At 67.0% G+C, this 16,255-nt stretch carries 22 protein-coding genes; 15 read left to right on the forward strand and 7 right to left on the reverse strand.

The annotated features are described in order from the left end of the window. Window positions 1-38: 38 nt before the first annotated feature. Complete coding sequence (locus JKL49_RS03310) at window positions 39-455, reverse strand: hypothetical protein (RefSeq protein ID WP_215338287.1); 417 nt, start codon at window positions 453-455, stop codon at window positions 39-41. 685 nt (window positions 456-1,140) lie between these two features. Between JKL49_RS03310 and JKL49_RS03315 the strand changes: the two genes are divergently transcribed. Next, complete coding sequence (locus JKL49_RS03315) at window positions 1,141-1,806, forward strand: DUF1013 domain-containing protein (protein ID WP_215338288.1); 666 nt, start codon at window positions 1,141-1,143, stop codon at window positions 1,804-1,806. A gap of 75 nt (window positions 1,807-1,881) precedes the next feature. On the opposite strand, the gene JKL49_RS03320 is transcribed toward JKL49_RS03315, so the two are convergent. Then, window positions 1,882-2,055, reverse strand: coding sequence for a DUF465 domain-containing protein (locus tag JKL49_RS03320; protein ID WP_215338289.1), 174 nt, complete (start codon window positions 2,053-2,055; stop codon window positions 1,882-1,884). Window positions 2,056-2,186: 131 nt separating this feature from the next. On the opposite strand from JKL49_RS03320, the gene JKL49_RS03325 reads away from it, so the two are divergent. The 3 genes from JKL49_RS03325 to JKL49_RS03335 are packed head-to-tail and all read left to right on the forward strand — an operon-like array spanning window position 2,187 to window position 3,508. Next, window positions 2,187-2,786 carry a UbiX family flavin prenyltransferase gene (locus JKL49_RS03325; RefSeq protein WP_215338290.1) on the forward strand — a complete coding sequence of 200 codons (600 nt, stop codon included), beginning with the start codon at window positions 2,187-2,189 and terminating at the stop codon, window positions 2,784-2,786. Next, window positions 2,787-3,233, forward strand: a complete 447-nt coding sequence (locus JKL49_RS03330; RefSeq protein WP_215338291.1) for a TIGR02444 family protein — start codon at window positions 2,787-2,789, stop codon at window positions 3,231-3,233. A gap of 53 nt (window positions 3,234-3,286) precedes the next feature. After that, window positions 3,287-3,508, forward strand: a complete 222-nt coding sequence (locus JKL49_RS03335) for a YdcH family protein (protein ID WP_215338292.1) — start codon at window positions 3,287-3,289, stop codon at window positions 3,506-3,508. On the opposite strand, the gene JKL49_RS03340 is transcribed toward JKL49_RS03335, so the two are convergent. After that, window positions 3,505-4,254 carry a GGDEF domain-containing protein gene (locus JKL49_RS03340; protein ID WP_215338293.1) on the reverse strand — a complete coding sequence of 250 codons (750 nt, stop codon included), beginning with the start codon at window positions 4,252-4,254 and terminating at the stop codon, window positions 3,505-3,507. The genes JKL49_RS03335 and JKL49_RS03340 overlap by 4 nt on opposite strands. Before the next feature lie 125 nt (window positions 4,255-4,379). Here JKL49_RS03340 and purE point away from each other — a divergent pair, with 125 nt between their 5' ends. Together purE and JKL49_RS03350 are read left to right on the forward strand one after the other, a co-directional pair. Further along, window positions 4,380-4,871, forward strand: coding sequence for a 5-(carboxyamino)imidazole ribonucleotide mutase (gene purE, locus JKL49_RS03345; RefSeq protein ID WP_215338294.1), 492 nt, complete (start codon window positions 4,380-4,382; stop codon window positions 4,869-4,871). 6 nt (window positions 4,872-4,877) lie between these two features. Continuing rightward, window positions 4,878-5,972: a 5-(carboxyamino)imidazole ribonucleotide synthase gene (locus tag JKL49_RS03350; protein ID WP_215338295.1), complete on the forward strand. Its 1,095-nt coding sequence runs from the start codon at window positions 4,878-4,880 to the stop codon at window positions 5,970-5,972. Window positions 5,973-5,982: 10 nt separating this feature from the next. On the opposite strand, the gene motA is transcribed toward JKL49_RS03350, so the two are convergent. After that, window positions 5,983-6,852 carry a flagellar motor stator protein MotA gene (motA, locus tag JKL49_RS03355; protein ID WP_215338296.1) on the reverse strand — a complete coding sequence of 290 codons (870 nt, stop codon included), beginning with the start codon at window positions 6,850-6,852 and terminating at the stop codon, window positions 5,983-5,985. 220 nt (window positions 6,853-7,072) lie between these two features. On the opposite strand from motA, the gene JKL49_RS03360 reads away from it, so the two are divergent. After that, window positions 7,073-8,398, forward strand: coding sequence for an MFS transporter (locus JKL49_RS03360; protein WP_215338297.1), 1,326 nt, complete (start codon window positions 7,073-7,075; stop codon window positions 8,396-8,398). Between the two features lie 15 nt (window positions 8,399-8,413). On the opposite strand, the gene JKL49_RS03365 is transcribed toward JKL49_RS03360, so the two are convergent. After that, window positions 8,414-9,691, reverse strand: coding sequence for a lytic murein transglycosylase (locus JKL49_RS03365; RefSeq protein WP_215338298.1), 1,278 nt, complete (start codon window positions 9,689-9,691; stop codon window positions 8,414-8,416). A gap of 179 nt (window positions 9,692-9,870) precedes the next feature. Between JKL49_RS03365 and JKL49_RS03370 the strand changes: the two genes are divergently transcribed. The 5 genes from JKL49_RS03370 (at window position 9,871) to JKL49_RS03390 (ending at window position 12,685) form a co-directional block, all read left to right on the forward strand. Beyond that, window positions 9,871-11,145 carry a cytochrome P450 gene (locus tag JKL49_RS03370; RefSeq protein WP_215338299.1) on the forward strand — a complete coding sequence of 425 codons (1,275 nt, stop codon included), beginning with the start codon at window positions 9,871-9,873 and terminating at the stop codon, window positions 11,143-11,145. Window positions 11,146-11,154: 9 nt separating this feature from the next. Beyond that, the gene (locus JKL49_RS03375; RefSeq protein ID WP_215338300.1) at window positions 11,155-11,331 is read left to right on the forward strand and encodes a rubredoxin; all 177 of its coding nucleotides are present in this window, start codon (window positions 11,155-11,157) and stop codon (window positions 11,329-11,331) included. Between the two features lie 98 nt (window positions 11,332-11,429). Continuing rightward, the gene (gene ykgO / locus JKL49_RS03380) at window positions 11,430-11,555 is read left to right on the forward strand and encodes a type B 50S ribosomal protein L36 (RefSeq protein ID WP_111456358.1); all 126 of its coding nucleotides are present in this window, start codon (window positions 11,430-11,432) and stop codon (window positions 11,553-11,555) included. A 15-nt stretch (window positions 11,556-11,570) separates the two neighbouring features. Next, entirely contained in the window at window positions 11,571-12,173 is a 603-nt protein-coding gene (locus JKL49_RS03385; protein WP_215338301.1) for an HAD family hydrolase, read from the forward strand. Window positions 12,174-12,232: 59 nt separating this feature from the next. Further along, on the forward strand, window positions 12,233-12,685 hold the full coding sequence (locus JKL49_RS03390) for a PA2169 family four-helix-bundle protein (RefSeq protein WP_215338302.1): 453 nt from the start codon (window positions 12,233-12,235) through the stop codon (window positions 12,683-12,685). Between the two features lie 42 nt (window positions 12,686-12,727). On the opposite strand, the gene JKL49_RS03395 is transcribed toward JKL49_RS03390, so the two are convergent. Further along, window positions 12,728-12,997: a hypothetical protein gene (locus JKL49_RS03395; protein WP_215338303.1), complete on the reverse strand. Its 270-nt coding sequence runs from the start codon at window positions 12,995-12,997 to the stop codon at window positions 12,728-12,730. Between the two features lie 235 nt (window positions 12,998-13,232). On the opposite strand from JKL49_RS03395, the gene gapR reads away from it, so the two are divergent. The 3 genes from gapR to JKL49_RS03410 are packed head-to-tail and all read left to right on the forward strand — an operon-like array spanning window position 13,233 to window position 14,205. Beyond that, window positions 13,233-13,499 carry a nucleoid-associated protein GapR gene (gene gapR / locus JKL49_RS03400; RefSeq protein ID WP_215338304.1) on the forward strand — a complete coding sequence of 89 codons (267 nt, stop codon included), beginning with the start codon at window positions 13,233-13,235 and terminating at the stop codon, window positions 13,497-13,499. Further along, window positions 13,496-13,828, forward strand: coding sequence for a hypothetical protein (locus JKL49_RS03405; protein ID WP_215338305.1), 333 nt, complete (start codon window positions 13,496-13,498; stop codon window positions 13,826-13,828). Before gapR ends, JKL49_RS03405 begins: the two co-directional genes overlap by 4 nt. After that, the gene (locus JKL49_RS03410; protein WP_215338306.1) at window positions 13,825-14,205 is read left to right on the forward strand and encodes a GIY-YIG nuclease family protein; all 381 of its coding nucleotides are present in this window, start codon (window positions 13,825-13,827) and stop codon (window positions 14,203-14,205) included. Before JKL49_RS03405 ends, JKL49_RS03410 begins: the two co-directional genes overlap by 4 nt. Before the next feature lie 355 nt (window positions 14,206-14,560). Here the strand turns inward: JKL49_RS03410 and JKL49_RS03415 are convergent, their stop codons facing one another. Beyond that, the gene (locus JKL49_RS03415; protein ID WP_215338307.1) at window positions 14,561-16,057 is read right to left on the reverse strand and encodes a sigma-54-dependent transcriptional regulator; all 1,497 of its coding nucleotides are present in this window, start codon (window positions 16,055-16,057) and stop codon (window positions 14,561-14,563) included. Window positions 16,058-16,255: the final 198 nt, after the last annotated feature.

The following is a 16,255-nucleotide window of genomic DNA, read 5'->3' on the forward strand; positions in this document are numbered from 1 at the left end:
GTCTGAGGCCAGTTCAGGGCGGTGTCAAAACCCGGGTGCTAGGCCGCGACGTGATGGGCGGCGGCCTCCCCGGTCCAGGCGTCGGGCTGGACCTTCAGCCGCCAATGGCCGCGTTCGAGCACCACGGTGTTGGCGGCCGACAGGCGCCGTAGTTCGTCCACCACGCGGGATTCCTGGAAGCTGCGGTTCCAGCGCCGCTCCAGGGATTCCAGGATCGAGCCCGTGTCGGCGCCCTCGTCGTGGGCGCGCAGGGCGGCCAGGATCATGTCCTCAAGGCTGCGCTTGATACGGCCACGGCCAAGGCCGCTCTTGCGGGCCGGCTCGGCCTTGGGGGCCGGCGCGGCGTCGTGCTCTACCTCGATCAGCGGGGCGCCGTCCAGGGCCGCCAGCGCGATATTGACCGCGCGCAGCTCCTCCTCGAAGGGCTCGGCGGCCTTGGCTCGGGCAGCAACCATCTGAGCTTGGACTTCGGCTCGGTGCTGCAAAAGCAGTTTGCGGATAACGTTCATAGGTTGTTTTCGGCGCGCCCGGGGGGGCAATAGTGACGCGGCGCCTCGGTTGTGGGGTTTGCGACAGATCGTCTCATCTAGACGATATTTATGCTCTTAAATTATTTCGGAAACCGTACTTTTTCGACCCGATTTGGGTTTTTTATAGTTAACAGAATTTAGGATTCCCGGTTGTTGCTGTTGATCTGCCGGGCGTTTCTCGGGCGCCGCCCGGAGCGGGTCCATGTTTTCGCTTGGGAAATCATGGTTATGCAAAACCTAACGCCTCGCGTCTAAGTGTGGCGGAGCGGTCTGGGCCTTCCAACCGTGTCAAGAAAAGCCATCCCCCAACCTGTGGTGATCCAGGCGCGACATAAGAGCTCAGTTTTCGGCCAAAAGGTCCCCACAATGGGGGCATGCACGTCTGGGCTGTAACCTGCGTGACGTCACGCGCGCGCGCCAAACGTCTCTCGGGGACAGCTGGCGGCCGTCGGGTCTGGCGCATCGGCGAAGGCCCTGATTCGAAAGGGACTCGCGCGCGCCCAAGCTCGCGATTGTCGTTTTCTTGGGCGAGGAACACGCCTATATGACGCTCTGCTACTTATGCACCGCCCGGCCGAAAGGCCGGGCGCCGTCATTTTCGGAGTCCGTCATGACCGACATTCTGATGCCGAAGGCGACCGCCGTCTGGCTGGTCGACAACACCTCGCTCACCTTCGAACAGATCGCCGACTTCTGCGGCCTTCACCCCCTGGAAGTGAAGGGAATCGCCGACGGCGAAGTGGCGCGCGACATCCGCGGCGCCGACCCGATCGCCAATGGCCAGCTTTCCCGTGAGCAGCTCGACTCAGCCCAGGCCAGCGACAAGTACCGCATGGTCGCCCAGAAGAGCCGCCACGCCGAACTGCTGAAGCCGGTGAAGAAGGCCCCGCGCTACACTCCGGTGTCGCGCCGTCAGGACCGTCCGGACGCCATCGCCTGGTTCATCCGCAACCACCCGGAAGTGGCCGACAGCCAGATCGCCCGCCTGCTGGGCACGACCAAGGCCACCATCGATCAGGTGCGCAACCGCCAGCACTGGAACGCCGCCAACATCAAGCCGGTGGATCCGGTGACGCTGGGTCTCTCAACTCAGCTTGAGTTGGACGCGGTGGTTCGCAAGGCGGCCGACAAAAAGGCCAAGGACGACGCCAAGCGCGGCATCGTCGAACCGGACGGCGCGACCCTGGAGCCGGCCTCGGTTACGGGCTCGGCCCAGGTGGAAGACGTCGCAGACGCCGCCGACGACAGTTACGACGACGACGACACGGAAGACTAGAGATCAGACGGAGCCCTGGGCGAACGCAACCGCGCGCCCAGGGCGTCCCTTCGAGACGTGTGGAGTCTCAGACCTCTAGTGAGGCTGGGACCGCAGGGCCTCCATCTCTTCCTTCAGCTTGAGCTTCTTGCGCTTGAGTTCCTTGAGGCGGACTTCGTCGGATGCTGGTCGGTTAAGCTCGTCCTGGATCGCCTGATCAAGCGAGTGGTGGCGGGATCCAAGTTCACGGATGCGGGCTTCAACGGCCATGACGGGTCGTCTCCTTGTGTTGGAACGATACCCGTACTCAACACCCGCTGGTCTGGTCTGTCAGATCACATATGTTTGCACGTAAGCGGACGGAACAGGCGCCTTGAAGTCAGGCGCGGGGACCCAAGGGCATGACAAAAACTGATCGTCCGCGCCTTGTGGTGGGCATCTCCGGGGCCAGCGGCGTCGCCTATGGCCTGCGCGTGCTGGACGCCTGCCGCGAGCTTGGCGTCGAGAGCCACCTGATCCTCAGCCGCGCCGCCGCGCTCACCATCGCCCAGGAGACCGAGCTCTCGGTCACCGACGTCCAGGCCCGGGCCGATGTGGCCCACAAGGTCGGAGATGTGGGGGCTTCCATCGCCTCGGGGTCATTCCCGACGCTCGGCATGATCGTCGCCCCCTGTTCGGTGCGGACCATGAGCGAGGTGGCCACCGGGGTCACCTCGTCCCTGCTGACCCGGGCCGCCGACGTGACGCTGAAGGAACGCCGCACCCTGGTGCTGATGGTGCGCGAGACGCCGCTGCATCTGGGCCATCTGCGCACCATGGTGAAGCTGGCCGAGATGGGGGCGGTCATCGCCCCGCCGCTGCCGGCCTTCTATGCCAAGCCCGCCAGCCTGGAAGAGATGGTAGACCAGTCCGTCGGCCGGGCGCTGGACCTGTTTGGTCTGGCCTGGCGGCCGGTGAAGCGCTGGGGCCAGGATGTCGGCCCGCTGTCGGGAGACGCGTAATTGTCGCTCTGGGACTGGACTCTTGAGGCCTATGGCCAGGCGGGTGTGCCGCAGGCGACGCTGGCCCTGCAGGACGCGCACGGCCAAAACACTTCCTTTCTGCTGTGGGCGGTCTGGGCTGAAGGGCCGGGGCCTGAGGCGCTCAGCCAGGCGGTCGCCGCGGCCAAGTCCTGGGACGCCGCGGTACTGGTCCCGATCCGTGACGTGCGGCGCACTCTGAAGGCTGCCATGCCGCCGGTGGACGACGGGGCTCGCGAAGGCCTGCGCGAGGACGTGAAGGCCGCTGAGCTAAGGGCCGAACGGGTGCTGATGGAGACCCTGGAGGGCATCGCCGGCGCCTCCAGCGGCGGCCACGGGGCGCTCGCCGCCCTGCAGGCCGCCTCGGCCGCCTGGGGCCGGCCCGCCCCCGACGACGCGCTGGCGGTCCTCGCCCGCGCCTTGACCTAGACGAACACGCCGACGATGCGCATCATCGCCCGCGATGGGTTCGGGGCGTGCGTATGAACGATCATGAAGGCGAAGACCCGGAAGAGGAGGGCGTCCGCGCCCGCCTTGCCATCGTCAGCCTGGACCACTCCGACCTCGACGCCGCCATCCAGGCGCTGATGCTCTCGCCCCTGCCCGACATGATGGTGATCAGCCGCCTGAAGCGGAAGAAGCTGTTGCTCAAGGACGAGATCGAGCGCCTGCGCGATCAGCTGACCCCGGACATCATCGCCTAGCCGGTGGCTTCGCCCGTCGCGATGGGCGGGGCGGCGGTCCGTGCGCGTTTGGCGGCGAACATGGCCGCGTCGGCCTCGGCCACCAGGGTCTCGGGCTCGACGTCCGGGGTGATCTCGCGGACGCCATAGGAGATGTGCAGCGGCGCCGACCAGTCGCCGAACTCGATGGGGGAGGCCTCGATGGCCTGGGCGAGCGATTCGGCCTTCGCCCGGGCCGTGGCTTCGTCGGCCTGGACCAGGATCACCCCGAACTCGTCGCCGCCCATGCGGCCGATGATGTCGCTGTCGCGGACATTGGCCGCCAGCCGCTCGGCCACCGCCTGCAGGGCGGCGTCTCCGGCGGCATGGCCGAAGCGGTCGTTGACGCTCTTGAAGCCGTCCAGGTCGAAATAGACCACGCTGGCCGGCGAACCGTAGCGCTGGGCGAAGGTGCGGATGCGTCCCAGCTCCCGAACGAAGGCCCGGCGGTTCAGCAGGGGCGTCAAAGGGTCGCGGTCGGCCAGGGCCTCCGCCTCCGAAAGCTTCGACTTCAGGCGGGCAACCTCGCCACGCAGATCGTCGATTTCGGTGAGCAGGGTCTTCACGGCGTTCTGAACGGCGGGCGTCAGGTCGGCCTCGCTGAGGCCCAGAAACGCGGTCTTGTCGGCCGGTGCGGCGGTTCCGGCGGTGAAATGGGCTCCGGCCTGGGCCAGGGCGCGCTTTCGGATGGCCGAAAACGGTTCGTTGCGGGCGCCCGTGATCTTCATGCGACTTTCAGCGAACTCGAATCGCCGACGCCTTGTCGACGTTAAGAATCCTAAACGTCCTCGGTTGCGGGCGCAAAGGCGGCGCCTATACTCCGCGCCTTCTCGTCGCAGGGGCCTTAAGTTCCATGAGCGCCACGTCAGCGCCCGTCGCCATCATCATGGGCAGTCGTTCCGACTGGCCAACCCTCAAGGGGGCGGCCGAAAGCCTGGACGCCCTGGGGGTCGCCTATGAGGCCAAGGTGATCTCCGCCCACCGCACGCCCGACCGGATGTACGCCTTCGCCAAGGGCGCCAAGGCGGCCGGATTCAAGGTGATCATCGCCGGGGCCGGCGGCGCGGCGCACCTGCCCGGCATGACCGCCTCGCTGACCGAACTGCCGGTGCTGGGCGTGCCGGTGCAGTCCAAGGCGCTGAGCGGCCTCGACTCGCTGCTCTCCATCGTCCAGATGCCTGCCGGCATCGCGGTGGGGACCATGGCCATCGGCGAGGCTGGCGCCAAGAACGCCGGCCTGATGGCCGCCCAGATCCTGGCGCTGTCCGATCCGGCCCTGGCCCAGCGCCTAGCCGATCACCGGGCGCGCCACAGCCAGGCCGTTTCCGAAACCGTCGAGGACTAGTTTTCCATGGCCATCCTCCCCCTGGCGCCGGGCGAAACCATCGGGATTCTCGGCGGGGGCCAGCTGGGCCGGATGCTGGCGCAGGCCGCGGCCAGGCTGGGCTTCGACGTCGCGATCCTGGAGCCCGCCCCCGACGCGCCGGCCGGTCGGGTCGCAGCCCACACTGTGCGCGGCGCCTATGATGAGCCCCGCGCCCTGGAGGCCCTGGCCGCCGTGGCCAGCCTGGTCACCTTCGAGTTCGAGAACGTACCGGCCTCAGCCGTCGCCCACCTGACCGCTCAGGACGTGGAGGTGGCCCCCAATGCGCGCGCGCTCGCCGTCGCCCAGGACCGGGTGGAGGAGAAGAGCTTCCTCAATTCCATCGGAGTCGCCACCGTCGCCTTCGCCGCCGCCGACAGTCCCGAGGGCGCCGTGGCCGCCATGGCCCAGATCGGCGCGCCGGCCCTGATGAAGACACGGCGCGAGGGCTATGACGGCAAGGGACAGCGCTGGGTGGAACACGCCGCCGAGGCCGCCGCGGTCTTCGAATCGCTCGGCGGCAAGCCGGTGATCCTTGAGGCCCCCGCCGACTTCGTACGCGAACTGTCGGTGATCGCCGCGCGCGGCCGCGACGGGGAGCTGGCCATCTATCCCATGGCCGAGAACCATCACGAGAACGGCGTCCTGCGCCGCTCGGTGGCGCCCGCCGCCGTCAGTCCGGCCCTAGCCGAACAGGCCGAGCGGATCGCCGCCCAGGTGCTGACCGGCCTGGACTATATCGGCGTGATCGGGATCGAGCTCTTCGAGCTTTCCGACGGCAGGCTGCTGGTCAACGAGATCGCGCCCCGGGTGCACAACACCGGCCACTGGACCATGGACGGCTGCGAGGTCGACCAGTTCGAACAGCACATCCGCGCCATCGCCGGCTGGCCGCTGGGCCCCACCGCCGCCATCGCCCGCGTGGAGATGCTGAACCTGCTGGGGGACGAGGTGGACGCCTGGCTGAAATATGCCGGCGAGCCGGAGACGAGGCTACACCTCTACGGCAAGCGCGACGCCAAGCCCGGCCGCAAGATGGGCCACGTGAACCGGGTGAGCCCGCTCGGACCCGAGCGGCGCTAAGCCTACCGAATCAGGCTTCGTTCGGGATCGCCGAGAGCGCTTCTTCCAGTTCCAGGAAGCTGGGCTGGGCGCCGGAGGGGACGCTGCCGCGGCCGATTTCCACCGAGATCTGGGCGGCGTTGCCGTGCAGGTGGGCCACCAGCACCGACTGGATGATGCGGTAGTAGGAGGCTTCCTCCTCGATGATCTCCTTGAGGCGGGTCGCGAAGGGACCCACCAGGCCATAGGCCAGGAACACGCCGAGGAAGGTGCCCACCAGGGCGCCGCCGATCATCTCGCCCAGGATTTCCGGGGGTTCGGTGATGGCGCCCATGGTCTTGATGACGCCCAGCACGGCGGCGACGATGCCGAGCGCGGGCAGGGCGTCGGCCAGGCTCTGCAGGGCTCCGGCCGGGGCGATCGATTCGTGGTGGTGCTTCTCCAGCTGCTTTTCCATGGCGTCCTCGACCTGGTGCGGGTCTTCGAGGTTCATGGTCATCATCCGCAGGGTGTCGCAGATGAAGTCGACGGCGAAGTGGTCCTTCGTCACCTTCGGGAAGCGCGAGAAAATCGAGGAGTCCTTGGGGTTCTCGATGTGGCTTTCCAGGGCGATCACGCCCTTGGACTTCATGGTCTTGGTCAGCAAGAACAGCAGGGACAGCAGGTCGCGGTAGTCCGAGGCCTTCCACTTGGGTCCGGCGAACACCTTGGCCAGGCCAGACCCAGAGGCCTTCACCACGGTCATCGAGTTGGAGATCAGGAAGCTGGCGACGCCCGCGCCGCCGATGGCCATCATCTCGTGCGGCGCGGCGTGCAGGATGACGCCCATATTGCCGCCCGACATGATGTAGCTGCCGAACACCAGGCCGAAGAGCAACACGATGCCGATGATCTGAAACATGCGAGACGGTCCTAGGGCGAATTGCCCGGAGCATCCCCGTTAATGCTTAATGCCCGGTGAGGATTTCGAGCGCGCCAGGGTTAAGTGGCCGCCGGTTAACCCGTCCGGCGCGCTCTCACTTTTGAATCGAGAGCCTTTTTGAACGGGTCAGATGAATTCATCCGACCCTAAAAGGCTCTTCGGGGTTTCGCGCTCAAGCGGCGCGGCGTAACAGCCGATTATGCCCAAGACAGCGTCTGTGCCCGTCAGCCTGCCCAAGTCGTCGTTCGCGATCATCTTCGGCGTGTCCCTCGTCACCGCCATGGGCAATACGGGCATGATCTCGGTGCTGCCGGCCATCGGCCGCTCCATCGGCATCCCCGACTTCCTGGTGGCCGGGGTGTTCTCGCTGTCGGCCCTGCTGTGGGCGGGATCCTCGCCCTACTGGGCCCGGACCTCGGACCGCTATGGCCGCAAGCCGCTGATGCTGGTGGGGCTGACCGGGTTCGCGATCTCGATGGCCGCCTGCGCCCTGGTGGTCAGCGCGGGCCTGCACAAGCTGGCCGCGCCGATGGTGATCTTCGTCCTCTTCCTGTTCGCCCGCGCCCTGTTCGGGCTGTTCGGTGCGGCGTCCAATCCGGCCACCCAGGCCTATGTGGCCGAGCATACCCCGGTGGCCGAGCGGACCACGGCCATGTCCAGCCTGGCCGGCGCCTTTGGCCTGGGCACCGTCATCGGGCCCTTCCTCGCGCCGCTGTTCATCCTGCCCTTCATCGGTCTGGCCGGCCCCATGGCGATGTTCTCGCTGATCGCCATCTCGATGCTGGTGGTGGTGTGGAAGCTGCTGCCGGAGAGCCAGCACATGCCCGTCCAGCCGGTGAAGATGGCGCCGACCATGGACGCCAAGGCCGACGCGGAGGGCAGGGAGACGCCCATGTGGCGTGACCCGCGCCTGAAGCCCTTCCTGATCTACGGCTTCATCGTCGCGGTGTGCCAGACCGCCCAGGGCCAGACCCTGGGCTTCCTGATAATCGACAAGCTCGGCAAGTCGCCGACCGAGGCGCAGGGGTTCATCGCCATCGCCATGATGTTCGGCGCCATGGCGGGCCTGCTCTCCCAGTGGGGCATCATCCGCATGTTCGAGATGACCCCGCGCCAGCTGCTCCGCTGGGGTGTGGCGGTGGCGGCGCTCGGCAACCTGATCGTCGCCTTCCAACCCAGCTACGCCGCCGTGGTGGCGGGCTACGCCATCTCAAGCCTGGGGTTCGGCTTGGCGCGGCCGGGGTTCACCGCGGGCTCGTCCCTGGCCGTGGGCATGCATGAACAGGCCCGGGCGGCCGGCGCCATCGCCGCGGTCAACGGGGTCAACGTGGTGCTGGCGCCGCTGTTCGTGCTGCTTTACGAGCGCATCCACGCCGCGCCCTTCGTGCTGAACATGGTCATGATGCTGGCGATGCTGGTCTACGCCTTCCAGAACAAGCAGCTGGCCAACGCCGACCCCAAGCCGGCGACCCAGGCCGATTCGGCCATGGCGACCCTGGAGAAGAGCGACGAGGGGTCGCTCTAGCGCGGACTTCAATCGCTAGAGAATGTTGGCCTCGGTCTTCAGGCGGCGAACCATGTCCTGGGAAAGGTAGCCGTCGGCCGTCAGCCCGCGCGACTTCTGCCAGGTGCGGAGCGCATTGCGGGTATTGACCCCCACCACCCCGTCCGGTTGGCCCGGATCGAAGCCGAGCTGGGCCAGCGCCCGCTGGGTGACGATGCGGTCGCCGATGGAGAGCGCGCTCTCATAGGGCCAGGGCTTTATCACGCCGCCCATGCCGCCGAACCGGTCGGCCAGCAGGCCCACGCCGAGCGCATAGGTGGTGGCGTTGTTGTACTTGCGGATCACGAAATGGTTGGGGAACAGCAGGAAGGCGGGCCCCTGTGCGCCGGTGGGCGCGATCAGCATGGCCTTGGCGGCCTGGTCGGCGCCGCTCCAGGGCAGGCCGTCGGTGCGGCGCACGCCCTGCTGGGCCCACCAGTCAGGAACCTCGCGGGGGCCCTCGGTCAGGCTGTAGTCGAAGCCGTCGGGTACGGTGACCTCACGGGCCCAGCCCTGGCCGCGCTGCCAGCCGCCCTTGGCCAGCAGATTGGCGGCCGAGGCCAGCGCGTCGGCGCTGGAGCCCCACACGTCGCGCCGACCGTCCCCGTCGCCGTCCACGGCGGTAGAGAGGAAGCTCGTCGGGATGAACTGGGTCTGGCCCATGGCGCCAGCCCAGGAGCCGCGCAGCTGGGCCCGCGAGAACTCTCCGGAGCCGATGATCCGCAGGGCGGCCATCAGCTGGTCTTCGGCGAACTGCTGGCGGCGGCCTTCAGAGGCCAGGGTCGCCATGGAGCGGATGACGTCGAAGTCGCCCATCACCGCACCGAAGCCGGTCTCCATGGCCCAGATGGCCATCAGGATGTCACCAGGCACGCCGTAGCGGGCCTCGATGCCGGACAGAGTGGTGGCGATGGCGGGCTTGCGGCGGGCGGCGATGGCCACCCGGTCCTCGCTGACCACGCCCTTGATATAGTCGCCGAAGGGCTTGGCGAATTCCGGCTGGCGGGTGTCGAGGCTCTCGACCCGCGGATCGGGGACCAGGCCGGCCAGTTCGCGGTCGAGCAGGCTGGCCGGCAGGCCCGCCTTCACCGCGCGGCTGTAGAAGTCGCTGGCCCACTCATCGAAGCTGCGGTTTCCCGACTGGGTCGGCGGCGCCACAGGCGTGGGCGCCTGGGGCGTGGGGGCCGGCGGGATGGGCGTCACCGTCGGCACCAGATTGGCGGACGGGTCGGCGCAGCCGGCCAGGAGCAAGACGAGGAAGACGCGACGATCCATCCTGCAAACCTAACGGTGTGCGTAGCTGCAACTCAATCACAAGCCCGTCAGGCGCGAAATGTTTGGCCGATCCGGTCGCCTTGATCAGGGTCAAGGTGGGCCTCCGCCGCCCGGCGGCATAAAAATCGGAGAAACCCCAGGGCCGCGGTGTCTGGAGGAAAAGCAGGTTGGAAACAGACATGACCATTCCCTCCGAGATCGCCCAGACCATCATCGATCCGCGAGCCTATGCCGACGGCAAGGCGGTCGATGAGGCCTTCACCTGGCTGCGCCGTGAGGCGCCCCTGGAACAGGCCCAGCCCGAGGGCTTTGATCGGTTCTGGGTGGTCACCCGCCACGCCGATATCCTGGAGGTCGAGCGTCAGAACGAGCTGTTCCACAATGGCGATCGCTCCACGGTCCTGACCACCATCGAGGCCGACAAGAAGGTCCGCGAGATGATGGGGGGCAGCCCGCATCTGGTCCGCTCTCTGGTGCAGATGGATAACCCCGACCACATGGCCTACCGGCGCCTGACCCAAGGGTCGTTCGTGCCGCAGAACCTGCGGCCCCTGGAGGCCCGGATCCGCGAGATCGCCAGGGGCTTCATCGATCGGATGGCGGCCCAGGGCGACCGCTGCGATTTCGCCCGCGACGTGGCCTTCCTCTATCCCCTGCACGTGATCATGGAGGTGATCGGCGTGCCGGAGTCCGACGAGCCGCGGATGCTGAAACTGACCCAGGAACTGTTCGGCAGCGCCGATCCCGAACTGAGCCGCAGTGGTGGTGCGGCCCAGACCACCGACGAGGGCATCGACTCCATCCAGTCGGTGGTGATGGACTTCATGCTCTATTTCAACGCCATCACCGAGGACCGCAGGGTCAGTCCGCGCAATGACCTGGCCAGCGTGATCGCCAACGGGACCGTCAACGGCCAGCCCCTCGGCCACCTGGAGGCCATGAGCTACTACATCATCGCCGCCACAGCCGGCCACGACACCACCTCGTCGACCACCGCCGGCGCCCTATGGGCGCTGGCCGAGAACCCCGACCAATTTGCCAAGGTGAAGACCAACCCGGCCCTGATCCCCGGCCTGATCGAGGAGTCGATCCGCTGGGTGACGCCGGTCAAGCACTTCATGCGCACGGCCACCGCCGACGCCGAGCTGGCGGGCAAGAAGATCGCCAAGGGCGACTGGATGATGTTGTCCTATCCCTCCGGCAACCGCGACGAGGCGGTGTTCGATGACCCCTTCAAGTTCAATGTCGAGCGCACCCCCAACAAGCACGTGGCCTTTGGCTATGGCGCGCATGTCTGCCTGGGGCAGCACCTGGCCCGGATGGAGATGCGGATCCTCTGGGAGGAGCTGTTCGCGCGGCTGGAGTCGGTGGAACTCGACGGGGCGCCGCGCAACATGGCGGCCAGTTTCGTCTGTGGACCGAAGTCGGTTCCGATCCGCTTCAAGATGCACTGAGGACACCGCGTGGCCGAGCCCTTCAAGACCTGGCAGTGCCGCACCTGCGGCTACATCTATGAGGAAGAGTTCGGCGACCCCGGCGAGGGCCTGGCGGCGGGGACCCGCTGGGCCGACATTCCCGCGACCTGGGTCTGTCCCCTCTGCGGGACGGCCAAGGCCGAGTTCGACATGATCGAACTCTGAGCCCCGCCCGACGTTGACTCAAGGCGAGCCGCCTCGTATATGCGCCGGCTCTTGTAGACACCCCCGGGCGAAAGCCTGGTCTTTAAGAAGATACGGTCATGAAGGTTCGAAGCTCGCTCAAGTCGCTCAAGACGCGTCACCGCGACTGCAAGCTCGTGCGCCGCAAGGGCGTCGTCTACATCATCAACAAGACCAACCCGCGCTTCAAAGCCAAGCAAGGCTAAGGCGCCGGGTCCCAGATGCCTAAGGCGGTCATCTGGGATGTTGGTAATGTGGTCGTGCGCTGGAATCCGCGCACGCTCTACTCTCAGATCTTCCCAGAGCCGGTCGCTTGCGACCGGTTTTTGTCGTCGGTCTGCACGATGATCTGGCACGTGAACCACGACCTGGGCGTCACCTTCGCCGAGAATCGCGTCGCCCTGGTCGCCCAGTTCCCGGAGTACCGCGACGAGATCGAGGCCTGGGAGACCCGCTGGTGGGACATGTTCTCCGGGACCATCCCCGAGAGCGAGGCGGCCATAGAGGCCCTGCATTCGGCCGGCGTGCCGCAATACGGCCTGACCAACATGTCGGACGAGACCTTCGAGGGCACCATGGCCATGAGCCCGGCCTTCGGGCGGCTGCGCGACATCGTGGTCTCCGGCCGCGAGGGCCTGATAAAGCCCGACCCGCGCATCTATGCCCTGACCTGCGAACGCTTCGGCCTGGCGCCGGAGGACATCTTCTTCGTCGACGACAGCCTGGCCAATGTGACCAGCGCGCGCGCCTTCGGTATCGACACCCTGCACTTCACCGATCCGGCTGACCTGCGTCCGGCGCTCGAGGCTCGGGGCCTGCTTTAGGTCGGAACCCTCTGTCTCGACGCATGTTGTGCAGCGGTCCCACCCCAAGGAGATCGCCAATGAGCACCCCAGCCGAACACGCCGTGAAGGTTCTGAACAGCCTGATCGAAACCACCCTCGACAGCGCCAGAGGTTACAAGGAAGCCGCCCACAGTTCCGAGGACGCGCAGTACAAGACCATGTTCAGTGAGCGCTCGCTGAAGCGCATGAAGATCACCGGCGACCTGCAGCAGGAGGTCCGCACCTTCGGGGGCGAGCCCGAGGACGATCAGTCCGTGCTGGGCAAGGCGCACAACATGTTTGTGGATCTGAAGGCCGCCGTCATGGGCCACGACGAGAAGGCGATCATCAACGAGGTCGAGCGCGGAGAGGACTTCATCAAGGCGAAGTTCGAGAAGGCTCTGGCCGAAGATGACTTGCCGGCCACGGTCCGTGAGCTGGTCAGCCGCGCGTTTGCCGATATCAAGGCCGACCACGACACCATCAGCGCCCTGAAGAAGACCCTGAACTAGAACCAGGCGGCCCCCGCCGCGACCGCGACGGGGGCCGTTCTGCTACTTGGTCTTGGCGGCCGCATCGGCGGCGGCGTCGGCCTTACGGGCGGCCGTCCCGGCGGCGGCTTCGGTATTGGCAGCGGCGTTGTCCACCGCCACGGCGGTGTTGGTGGCCGCAGCGTCGGCGTTGGCGGCCGTGTCACTGGCGGCGGACGCGGCGGCGGCTCCGGCATGGTCGGCGGCGGCGGCGGCGTGGTCTTCGGTCTTTTGCGAGCAGGCGGCCAGGGCAAGGCTGGCGACAGCCGCCGAGACGATCAGGGTAGTGCGCATATAGGTCTCCATTTCCAGGTTACGGCGCCGTTGGTTTCCCCCAGGCGAGCCAACAAGCTCAACCGCTCAGCTGCATTTTGGATGCATGCGGAGCTTGCCTGGAGCCAATTTGGATCAGCGCTGGGAAGCGCCTTGGCCTCGAAGGATCGCGCGCCGTGACGGCTGAGAGCGGATGACAGGGCGGGGCCGCAAGGCTAGTGTCCGCCGCTTTCCAGCCTCCTATCCGCGAGCTCCCATGGCCGACGACGCTTCCCACGCCGACATCCTGAACCAGACGGCCCAGGGCCAGCTGAAGAGCATCATCGAGCGCATCGAGCGCCTCGAGCAGGAGAAGTCGGAGATCGCCGAGCAGATCAAGGAGGTCTTCGCCGAGGCCAAGGGCAACGGATTCGACGTGAAGATCCTGCGCAAGGTGATCCGCATCCGTAAGCAGGACGCCGCCAAGCGCCAGGAAGAAGATGCGATCCTGGATCTCTACCTCTCCGCGCTCGGAGTGATTTGAAGACCGGCCCGCCAGATCGGAAGGCGCAGGCCCAGCGGGCCGCGCTGAACGCCCTGCGCCGCGCCCAGCGCGCGGCCGACAAGGCGGGCGTCAAGCTCTCCGACTGGGAGGGCGAATTCCTGGAGTCCGTCACCGAGCGGGTGAAGACCTACGGCCGCGCCTTCGCCGACCCCGAGAAGGGCGGCGCGGGCGAGGCCTTCTCGGTGATGCAGCACATCAAGCTGAAAGAGATCGTCGCCAAGGCCAAGGGCGAGCCCCGGTTTCCGCCCAAGCGCGGCGGCGGCTTCAAACGGCGCGGCGCGGCCAAGCCCGAGCCCGACGCTGAATGACGTCGGTGATCGACGAGGACTCCCTGCCAGCCTTAGTGGCCAAGGCGCGCCGGGCGGCCCTGACGCTCAAGGCTGTGACCCACCGGCAGGGGCGGGCCAAGCACGCCCTCCATGTGGTGCTGCTGGAGGACCGCCGCCGGTCCCCGCCCTGGGGCTTTTATGTCGGCGAGACCTCGCGCGATCCCGACCTGCGCTTCGACCAGCACAAGACCGGCTACAAGGCGAGCCGCTACGTGAACCGCTTCGGCGTGCGCCTGCTGCCTGACGTGGTGGAACACCTCAATCCCCTCCGGCGCTGGGAGGCCAAGGAACTGGAAGCCGCCGTGGCCGAGGCGTTCCGCGAGGCCGGCCTGCCCTGGGTCGAGGGCGGGCACTAGGGGACCCTTCTCCCCTTGCGGGAGAAGGTGGCCCTGCGGAGCAGGGTCGGATGAGGGGTCGATAGACCTGTCCGTAAATCACACCGTCATCCTCGGGCTTGTCCCGAGGACCCATGATCTCCGTCTTTCCGGAGAAGGCGCGAACGTCGCCACCGCGGGCCGACTGCGCCACGGTGTTTATGGGTCCTCGGGACAAGCCCGAGGATGACGGAAATTGTTGAAAGCGGAGCGCGACCCCTCATCCGTCAGCTTCGCTGACACCTTCTCCCGCAAAGGGAGAAGGAAGAACTACAACGCCTTCGCCGCCGCCATGGTCTGGGCGCGGCGGGCGGCGAGCTTGGCGGTGCGGATCAGATCAGGCGGCTGCAGTGGCAGAATCATCACCCTCGCCCTTCTCCAGAATGCCCTCCAGCCCCTGTTCGCGGACCTTGCGGTAGAGGGTGGAGCGGCCGATCCCGAGGCGGCGGGCCACCTCGCTCATGTGGCCGGCATAGATCTCGATGGCCAGCTGGATGAGGTCGCGTTCGATCTCCTCCAGGGTGCGCAGGTGGCCGCGTCCGTCGAGGATGCGTACGGGCGCGTCCTTGGGCATCTCGGCGATCAGCTGCTCGGCGGTGGGCAGCGTCGGCGGGGCGGCCATCAGCGAGGTCGGAGACACGGCTTCCGGCGGCGGGGCGGCGACGCCCGAGATCGCCGGGAAGTCGTAGGGTTGCAGATAGGGGGCGTCGGCCAGGACGATGGCGCGATAGACCGCGTTCTCCAGCTGGCGGACATTGCCGGGCCAGTCGAAGGCGGTGAGGAAGGCCAGCGTCTCGGCCGAGGCGCCGGTGACCGACTTGCCCTCTTCGATGTTGAAGCGGCGGATGAAGTGCTCCACCAGGGCCGGGATGTCCTCGCGCCGTTCGCGCAGGGCCGGAGCCTCGATGGGGAAAACGTTCAGGCGGTAGAACAGATCCTCGCGGAACAGCCCGTCCTTCACCGCCTGGGCGGGGTCGCGATTGGTGGCCGAGACGATGCGGACATCGACCTTGAGCGAGCGCTTGGAGCCGATGGCGTCCACCTCGCCCTCCTGCAGCACCCGCAGCAGCTTGACCTGCATGTCGAGGGGGAGTTCGCCCACCTCATCCAGGAACAACGTCCCGCCGTTGGCCTCCTGGAACTTGCCCAGGTGCTTGTCGGTGGCGCCGGTGAAGCTGCCCTTCTCGTGACCGAACAGGATGCTCTCGATCAGGTTCTCGGGAATGGCGCCGCAGTTCACCGCCACGAAGGCCTTGCCGGCGCGGTCGGACGAGCCGTGCACGGCGCGCGCGATCACTTCCTTGCCGACCCCGCTCTCGCCGGTGATCAGGATGGGGATGGAGGACTTGGCGGCCCGCTCGCCCAGGCGCTTGACCATGGTCATGGCCGGCGAATTGCCCACCATGTCGGCGAAGCTGGCGCGGCCGGTGGTGTGCTTCTTCAGCCGCTCGACCTCGCTCTTCAGCGATCCCAGGTTCAGGGCGTTGCGGATCGAGACGATGATCCGCTCGGGTGAGGCGGGCTTGACGAAGAAGTCGCTGGCGCCGGCCTGCATGGCGGCCACCACGGTGTCGATGCCACCGGTGGCGGTGATCACGATGACGGGCTGGTTGTGACCCCGGGCCCGCATCTCCTTCAGCGTATCCTGGCCGGTGATGCCGGGCATCACCAGGTCCAGCAGCACCAGGTCGGTCGCAGCCCCCGACTGCAGCCGGGCGATCGCCTGGTCGCCGTTCTCGGCGTGGACCGCGACAAAGCCCTCCCGCTCCAGGACCGCCTGGATCAGCCTGCGCTGTGTCGGGTCGTCATCGACGACTAGGACCGTCTTGGTCATTTGAAAACACCCACCAGAACCGGACGCCGCCGCATGGACGAGGCCTCTTGTTGACCCGGATTGATACAGGCCTTGGGTAAAGGACGCGTTTCGGAGTCCTGAGTCGGGGGTTAACGCCGGGGCCTCTCAAGCCGGCCATTCGCGAACGCATAGCTGACCTTCGGACAGCGCGGATTTGCTTGCGCCCCGCCTAGCTCT

This window comes from Phenylobacterium glaciei (genome assembly GCF_016772415.1).
GTDB classification, from domain to species: domain Bacteria; phylum Pseudomonadota; class Alphaproteobacteria; order Caulobacterales; family Caulobacteraceae; genus Phenylobacterium; species Phenylobacterium glaciei.

Coding starts and splice junctions, on each gene's coding strand:
- JKL49_RS03410 (WP_215338306.1), top strand. CDS start 13,825: ATGACGTCGGTGATCGACGAGGACTCCCTGCCAGCCTTAGTGGCCAAG.
- JKL49_RS03325 (WP_215338290.1), top strand. CDS start 2,187: ATGACAAAAACTGATCGTCCGCGCCTTGTGGTGGGCATCTCCGGGGCC.
- purE (WP_215338294.1), top strand. CDS start 4,380: ATGAGCGCCACGTCAGCGCCCGTCGCCATCATCATGGGCAGTCGTTCC.
- JKL49_RS03340 (WP_215338293.1), bottom strand. CDS start 4,254: ATGAAGATCACGGGCGCCCGCAACGAACCGTTTTCGGCCATCCGAAAG.
- JKL49_RS03335 (WP_215338292.1), top strand. CDS start 3,287: ATGAACGATCATGAAGGCGAAGACCCGGAAGAGGAGGGCGTCCGCGCC.
- gapR (WP_215338304.1), top strand. CDS start 13,233: ATGGCCGACGACGCTTCCCACGCCGACATCCTGAACCAGACGGCCCAG.
- JKL49_RS03395 (WP_215338303.1), bottom strand. CDS start 12,997: ATGCGCACTACCCTGATCGTCTCGGCGGCTGTCGCCAGCCTTGCCCTG.
- JKL49_RS03370 (WP_215338299.1), top strand. CDS start 9,871: ATGACCATTCCCTCCGAGATCGCCCAGACCATCATCGATCCGCGAGCC.
- JKL49_RS03365 (WP_215338298.1), bottom strand. CDS start 9,691: ATGGATCGTCGCGTCTTCCTCGTCTTGCTCCTGGCCGGCTGCGCCGAC.
- motA (WP_215338296.1), bottom strand. CDS start 6,852: ATGTTTCAGATCATCGGCATCGTGTTGCTCTTCGGCCTGGTGTTCGGC.
- JKL49_RS03320 (WP_215338289.1), bottom strand. CDS start 2,055: ATGGCCGTTGAAGCCCGCATCCGTGAACTTGGATCCCGCCACCACTCG.
- JKL49_RS03385 (WP_215338301.1), top strand. CDS start 11,571: ATGCCTAAGGCGGTCATCTGGGATGTTGGTAATGTGGTCGTGCGCTGG.
- JKL49_RS03350 (WP_215338295.1), top strand. CDS start 4,878: ATGGCCATCCTCCCCCTGGCGCCGGGCGAAACCATCGGGATTCTCGGC.
- JKL49_RS03315 (WP_215338288.1), top strand. CDS start 1,141: ATGACCGACATTCTGATGCCGAAGGCGACCGCCGTCTGGCTGGTCGAC.
- JKL49_RS03390 (WP_215338302.1), top strand. CDS start 12,233: ATGAGCACCCCAGCCGAACACGCCGTGAAGGTTCTGAACAGCCTGATC.
- ykgO (WP_111456358.1), top strand. CDS start 11,430: ATGAAGGTTCGAAGCTCGCTCAAGTCGCTCAAGACGCGTCACCGCGAC.
- JKL49_RS03415 (WP_215338307.1), bottom strand. CDS start 16,057: ATGACCAAGACGGTCCTAGTCGTCGATGACGACCCGACACAGCGCAGG.
- JKL49_RS03360 (WP_215338297.1), top strand. CDS start 7,073: ATGCCCAAGACAGCGTCTGTGCCCGTCAGCCTGCCCAAGTCGTCGTTC.
- JKL49_RS03310 (WP_215338287.1), bottom strand. CDS start 455: ATGGTTGCTGCCCGAGCCAAGGCCGCCGAGCCCTTCGAGGAGGAGCTG.